Annotated in this window: 6 protein-coding genes; 2 read left to right on the top strand and 4 right to left on the bottom strand. The window is 63.2% G+C overall.

The features are described 5' to 3' along the window. Nucleotides 1-435, bottom strand: a 435-nt coding sequence (locus BGO16_RS06535) for a paraslipin (RefSeq protein ID WP_292617787.1), incomplete at its 3' end; no start/stop codon positions are given. A 229-nt stretch (nucleotides 436-664) separates the two neighbouring features. Beyond that, nucleotides 665-1,702 carry a ferrochelatase gene (gene hemH / locus BGO16_RS06530; protein WP_292617786.1) on the bottom strand — a complete coding sequence of 346 codons (1,038 nt, stop codon included), beginning with the start codon at nucleotides 1,700-1,702 and terminating at the stop codon, nucleotides 665-667. An 88-nt stretch (nucleotides 1,703-1,790) separates the two neighbouring features. Here hemH and BGO16_RS06525 point away from each other — a divergent pair, with 88 nt between their 5' ends. Then, nucleotides 1,791-2,186, top strand: coding sequence for an MAPEG family protein (locus BGO16_RS06525; RefSeq protein WP_292617785.1), 396 nt, complete (start codon nucleotides 1,791-1,793; stop codon nucleotides 2,184-2,186). Nucleotides 2,187-2,196: 10 nt separating this feature from the next. On the opposite strand, the gene BGO16_RS06520 is transcribed toward BGO16_RS06525, so the two are convergent. Further along, nucleotides 2,197-2,649: an OsmC family protein gene (locus tag BGO16_RS06520; RefSeq protein ID WP_292617784.1), complete on the bottom strand. Its 453-nt coding sequence runs from the start codon at nucleotides 2,647-2,649 to the stop codon at nucleotides 2,197-2,199. A 232-nt stretch (nucleotides 2,650-2,881) separates the two neighbouring features. Beyond that, nucleotides 2,882-4,972, bottom strand: a complete 2,091-nt coding sequence (locus BGO16_RS06515; RefSeq protein ID WP_292617783.1) for a M3 family metallopeptidase — start codon at nucleotides 4,970-4,972, stop codon at nucleotides 2,882-2,884. A gap of 155 nt (nucleotides 4,973-5,127) precedes the next feature. On the opposite strand from BGO16_RS06515, the gene BGO16_RS06510 reads away from it, so the two are divergent. Next, entirely contained in the window at nucleotides 5,128-5,388 is a 261-nt protein-coding gene (locus tag BGO16_RS06510; protein WP_292617782.1) for a hypothetical protein, read from the top strand. The last annotated feature ends 453 nt before the right edge of the window (nucleotides 5,389-5,841 follow it).

Below are 5,841 nucleotides of genomic sequence, written 5' to 3'. Positions count from 1 at the left end.
CACCCGCAGCAGCCGCTCGTTGATCTCGTCGCGATGCGACAGCACCTGGTCGAGATCCATCGCGCCCATCACCGAGCGGATGTTGGTCATGGTCAGCGTCACGATCGCCTGGTTGAGGTTCGCCACCTCGTAGCTCGCCTTGGCGGCATCGAACACCTGATAGAAAGTGACGCCGTCCACGGTGACGGTCGCGTTGTCCTTGGTGATAACCTCCTGCTTGGGAATTTCGATCACCTGCTCCATCATGTTCATCTTGCGTCCGACGCGGTCGATATAGGGCACGATAAGATTGAGACCGGGATCGAGCGTCCGCGTGTACTTGCCGAACCGTTCGATGGTCCAGTCGTAGCCTTGCGGCACGGTCTTGACGCCGGCCAGCAGCGTCAGGATCACAAGCGCCACGAACACAATCGCGAAAATATCGAACCCGGTCATGAAAATCTCCGCAGGGGGACCGCCTTCTGAGACGCGGGAGGCGGTGAGTTGCCGGTTGGTCGCCGCTCAAAGATGTATGGTTCGATTGGCGAAAAACGAGGCGGTGACGAAGCACCGTCATTCCGGAAGCCGCGGAGCGGCTATCCGGAGTCCAATAATCAAATGAGGCATTCGATCTGGCCGGATTCCGGGTTCGGCGCCCCGCCCCGCCTCGGAATGACGATCTATTCTAAATCCAGCCCTGAAGCTCGCGCAGCACCAGCTTCCGGATCACGTCCATGCCGGGATCGCTGTCGTTCAGGCAGGGAATCGCAGCAAACTCCTCGCCTCCGTTGTGGCGGAAGATATGCGCATTCTCCTGCGCGATTTCCTCCAGCGTCTCCAGACAATCGGCCGAGAAGCCCGGCGTGACGATGGCCAGGCGCTTCACGCCGTCCTTCGCCAATTTCTCGACGGTCTTGTCGGTGTAGGGCTGCAGCCACTCGTCGAAACCGAAGCGCGACTGGAACGTCAGCATCAGTTTGGATGCATCGAGTCCCATCCGCTTGCGCAGCGCCTCGGTGGTCGCGACGCACTGCCCCTGATAGGGATCGCCCTTTTCGATATAGGCCTGCGGCATGCCGTGGAACGACGCCATGATGATCTCGGGCGTGAACGGCAGCGAGGCAAGATGCTTCTCGATCGAAACCGCAAGCGCGTCGATATAATCGGGATCGTCGTAATATGGCGGCGTCACCCGCAGCGTCGGCTGCGCGCGCATGTCGCTCAGCACGCGGAATGCCTCGTCACACACGGTGGCGGAGGTCGCCGCCGAATATTGCGGATAGAGCGGCACCACCAGCAGCCTGTCGCAACCCTGCGCCGTCAGCGCCGCGATGCGCGACTGCATCGAGGGATTGCCATAGCGCATCGCCCAGTCGACGACGACATGACCGTGATCGGCAACCGCAGCCGCGAGCTTGTCGGACTGCGCGCGCGTGATGGTCTTGATCGGCGACTCGTTCTGCTCGGTGTTCCAGATCTTCAGGTAGTCGAGCGCCTTGCGGCGTGGGCGCGTGTTCAGAATGATGCCGTTCAGCACCAGCTTCCAGACCAGGCCCTGCTTCTCGATGACGCGCGGATCGGACAAAAATTCCTTCAGATAGACCCGCACGCCGCGAGCGTCGGCGGTATCCGGCGTGCCGAGGTTGACGAGCAAAACGCCAACGCGTCCGCGCGGCGCACCCGCCGCGGTCCTGGCTCTTTCGATAGGAATAACGGCCGTCATACCGACTGGATTCGCGCGCCTGCCCGATCTTGTCAAGCCCGCGCATCTGCCGGTACTGTCTTCGAAACTGCCCGCGAAGGGAATTGCCATGACGGTCGCCGAGTGGTGCGTCTTCGGCGCGGTCGTCCTGTACCTCGTCACGATCGTGCCGTTCAAGGCGATGGGGTCTCCCGGCTTCGACAACGCCCGTCCGCGCGACCCCGATTTCTACGCCGATCCGCTGCGCGCCCGCGGCCTCGGGGCGCACCTGAACGGTATCGAGGCTTTTCCGTTTTTCGCGGCGGCCGTGCTGCTTGCGGAATTCCGCGCCGCTCCCCAGCATCTGATCGACGAACTGGCGGTCCTGTTCCTGATCGTCCGCGCCGCTTACGTTTTCACCTATATCGGCGACCGGCCGACGCTGCGCTCGATCCTCTGGGGCCTCGGCTTTGCGATCAACACCGCGATCTTCTTCCTGCCCGTGATCGGGCGCTGGCTGGCTTGACCCCCGCCAATCAAGCGACAGTCACCTGCGTCTTCACCGAATTGGCGATGAAGCAGGTCTCATGCGCCTCATGGTGCAGTTGCGCGAGCCGCCCCGCGTCCGGCGCCTCACCCGACCACGCGATCTCGGGCTTCAGGGTCACCCGCGTGACCGCCTGACGGCCGGGGGCGATCTCTTCCATCACACCCTCGGCATGATCGCGGTAGGAGGTGATATTGAAGCCCGCGAGCCGCGCCAGATGCAGGAACGTCAGCATGTGGCAGTTCGACAGGGCAGCGACCAGCATTTCCTCGGGATCGACGGCAGCCTTGACCGCCCATTTGCCGACCACATGCGGCGAGGCCGAAGCCGGCACGGTGATGCCACCATCGAAACTCACGGTGTGGCCGCGGCTGTAGCGGCCGCTGCGAAAGTCATCGCCGGGCGCGAGCGTCCAGTCGATGTCGGCGGTGTATGTGGCCATGGCTGCTCCCTGAGGCGTTGCCTGTTCCGACTGAGCCGGCCCGGCTTCCAGGCGCGTCATGTTCGGACTTGATACGGGCATCAATCCAGAAAGGAGGATGGATTGCCGGGTCATAGGCGAGCGAAGCGACGCCGTCCTTCGAACGGCTATGGGCGAGCGATGCGACGCCGTCCTTCGAACGGCTATGCCCGGCAGTGACGAATGCCAAAGACGCTTTCCTCAAAATCAGGTCCTACGCTGCTTGCGGCGTCTCGAGCAATCCGCGACGGCGCAGCAGCGCGTCGGCCTCCGGCTTGCGGCCGCGGAACGCGACATAGGCCTCTTCGGGATCGCGCGAGCCGCCCGACGAATAGATGTCGTCATGCAGCCGCTTTGCGGTCGCCGGATCAAAGATGTCGCCGGCCTCCTCGAAGGCGCCGAAGGCGTCGGCGTCCATCACCTCCGACCACATATAGCTGTAATAGCCTGCGGCATAGTGATCTCCGGAGAAGATGTGGCCGAACTGGGTCGGGCGATGCCGCATCGCGATTTCCGCCGGCATCCCGATCTTGTCCAGTTCCGCGCGCTCGAAAGCCCCGACATCGCGAACCGCCGACGCCGGCTGGCTGTGGAACTCCAGGTCCATCAGCGCCGAGGCGACGAATTCCACCGTGGCGAAGCCCTGATTGAATTGCCGCGCGGCGAGGAACCGCCTGAGCAGATCGTCGGGCAACGGTTCGCCGGTCCGGTAGTGCCTGGCGAATTGCTGCAACACTTGCGGCTGCTCCTGCCAGTGCTCGTAGAGCTGCGAGGGCAATTCGACGAAATCGGTGAACACGCTGGTGCCGGACAGCGAGGGATAGGTGACGTTCGAGAGCATGCCGTGCAAGCCATGGCCGAACTCGTGGAACAGGGTGCGCGCATCGTCCGGAGACAGCAGCGCCGGCTCCCCCTCGGAGCCTTTTGTGAAGTTGCAGACGTTCACGATCTGCGGCGCGACGTCGCCGTCGAGCTTCTGCTGGTCGCGCAACGACGTCATCCACGCGCCGGACCGCTTCGAGGCCCGCGCGAAGTAATCCCCGTAGAACAGCGCCTGATGCCTGCCGGCGGCATCCTTCACCTCCCAGACCCGGACATCGGGATGCCAGACCGGGACATCCTTGCGCTCGGAGAAGGTAAGGCCAAACAGCCGATGTGCGCAGTCGAAGGCGGCGGCGATCATGCCCTCCAGCGTCAGATACGGCTTGATCGCATCGTCGTCGAAGTCGGCGCGAATCTGCCGCAGCTTCTCGGCATAATAACGCCAGTCCCATGGCGCGAGGGTGAAGTTGCCGCCCTCCTTTGCGATCAGGTCCTGCAAGGCGTCGCGGTCTGCGAGTGCACGTTCGCGCGCCGGTTTCCAGACCCGCTCCAGAAGGTTGCGGGCGGCTTCCGACGTCCGCGCCATGGAGTCCTCGAAGCGATAGGCGGCGAAAGTCGGGTAGCCCAGGAGCTTTGCCCGCTCCTCGCGAAGCGCGAGGATTTCCGGGATCACGGCATTGTTGTCATGGGCGTTGCCGTTATCGCCGCGGGCGGTGAAGGCCTTGTAGACCTTTTCGCGCAGGTCGCGCCGACGCGAGCTCTTGAGGAACGGCTCGACAGACGAACGCGAGGTGGTGACGACTGCCTTGCCGGAGAGCCCGCGCTCTTCGGCGGCGGTGCGCGCCGCAGCAACGAAGCTGTCGGGCAGGCCGTCGAGATCATCCTCGCCGAGTTCGAGGAACCAGGCCTGTTCGTCGCCGAGCAGATTGTGGCTGAAGGTGGTGCCGAGCTGCGCGAGACGTTCGTTGATCTCGGCCATCCGCGCCTTGGCGGCCTCATCGAGGCCCGCGCCGGCACGGTGGAAGCGGATATAGATGCGTTCCAGCAAGCGCGACTGCTCCGCCGTGAGGCCGAGCGATGCGCGATTTTCATGAATCTGCGCGATGCGGCCGAACAGCACCGCATTCATCATGATCGGGTTCCAGTGCCGCGCCATCCGCAACGAGACGTCCTTGTCGATCTTGAGCAGCGCTGGATTGGAGTGCGCCGACACCAGGCCATCAAACACCGCCGACACCTTCGCGAGCAGCTTGCCGGAGCGCTCCAGCGCGGTGACGGTATTGGCGAAGTCCGGCGCGGAGGGATCGTGAGTGATGGCAGCGATCTCGGCGGCATGATCGGCGAACGCCTGCTCGAAGGCGGGCAGGAAGTGTTCAGGCGCGAACTCCCCGAACGGCGGGGTCTGGAAGGGGGTCTGCCACGCCTGCAACAGCGGGTTGTCCGAGGTGAAAGCCGAAGGCGGCGAGTGAGGCGTGTCTGACATGAGGCTCCTGCTTTTGCCTTTGCCGTCGCCGCACATTTTGCCGCTATCCGCAAGGCATCGACACTATAACACGCGATGCGACCTTTTTGGTCCATTGACGCTTGCCGCGGGCGGCATTTTCGGAGAGATTGCCGTCGATAACAGGACCTCTGATGATGAGTTCGCAACCCTCTGCTTCCACCTCGCGCCAGATCGTCTGGCCGAGCGTCATCACCGTCATCTCGGCGGCAATTCTGATCGGCGCGGAAGTGTTCGGCGCGGCGTTCGCCGGCGGCTGGGCGCTTGCCATTCTGTTCGGGCTCAGCGAAATCGAGGCGCACATCCTCCAGGCGGTGCTGTTCGTGATCGGCGTGTTCGTGATGATCAACTTCATCCGGGCCGCCCAGCGCGTCGAACCCTTCGTGCGTCGCAGGTGAGGGAAACCGCTGCGGCACAGGGCTAACCTGCTCGCCTGCAAGCGCGCATATCTTACACTTCGTTAAACAATCTAAACATCCGTTCATCTTCGATGCGCGCCTGCGCGTCAAATCGACCGCATCGTGCAGAAAGCACGCTCCGCAGCAAAAAAATTCTTGCGAAGCCCGGTCAAAAGACATATCTCCGCTTCTGCCCAATTTCGCACGTGCCTGTGGTCGTGTGTCAGTCGGTAGGTATCCGGACAAGAGGCCGGACAGCCGCCAAGGGTGAAGTCGCCGAGGGTCGCTCAGGTCGGTTCAATCGATCGAGACTGAGAGGCCAGCATCTCTCTCCAGGGATGCCGTCGAAGGTGCTTCGCTCCTTGCAACCGTGACTGGCAGCCGGAGGCGAACCGGCGCACCCCGCTCTCAACGGGGGACGCGACTTAAAGCAACGACGGAACGGGCTTTTTT

The sequence above is a fragment of the Nitrobacter sp. 62-23 genome (assembly GCF_001897285.1).
Taxonomy (GTDB): Bacteria; Pseudomonadota; Alphaproteobacteria; order Rhizobiales; family Xanthobacteraceae; genus Nitrobacter.
The sequence above is the reverse complement of the archived record's forward strand: the minus strand, read 5'-3'. Positions and strand labels throughout refer to the sequence as shown.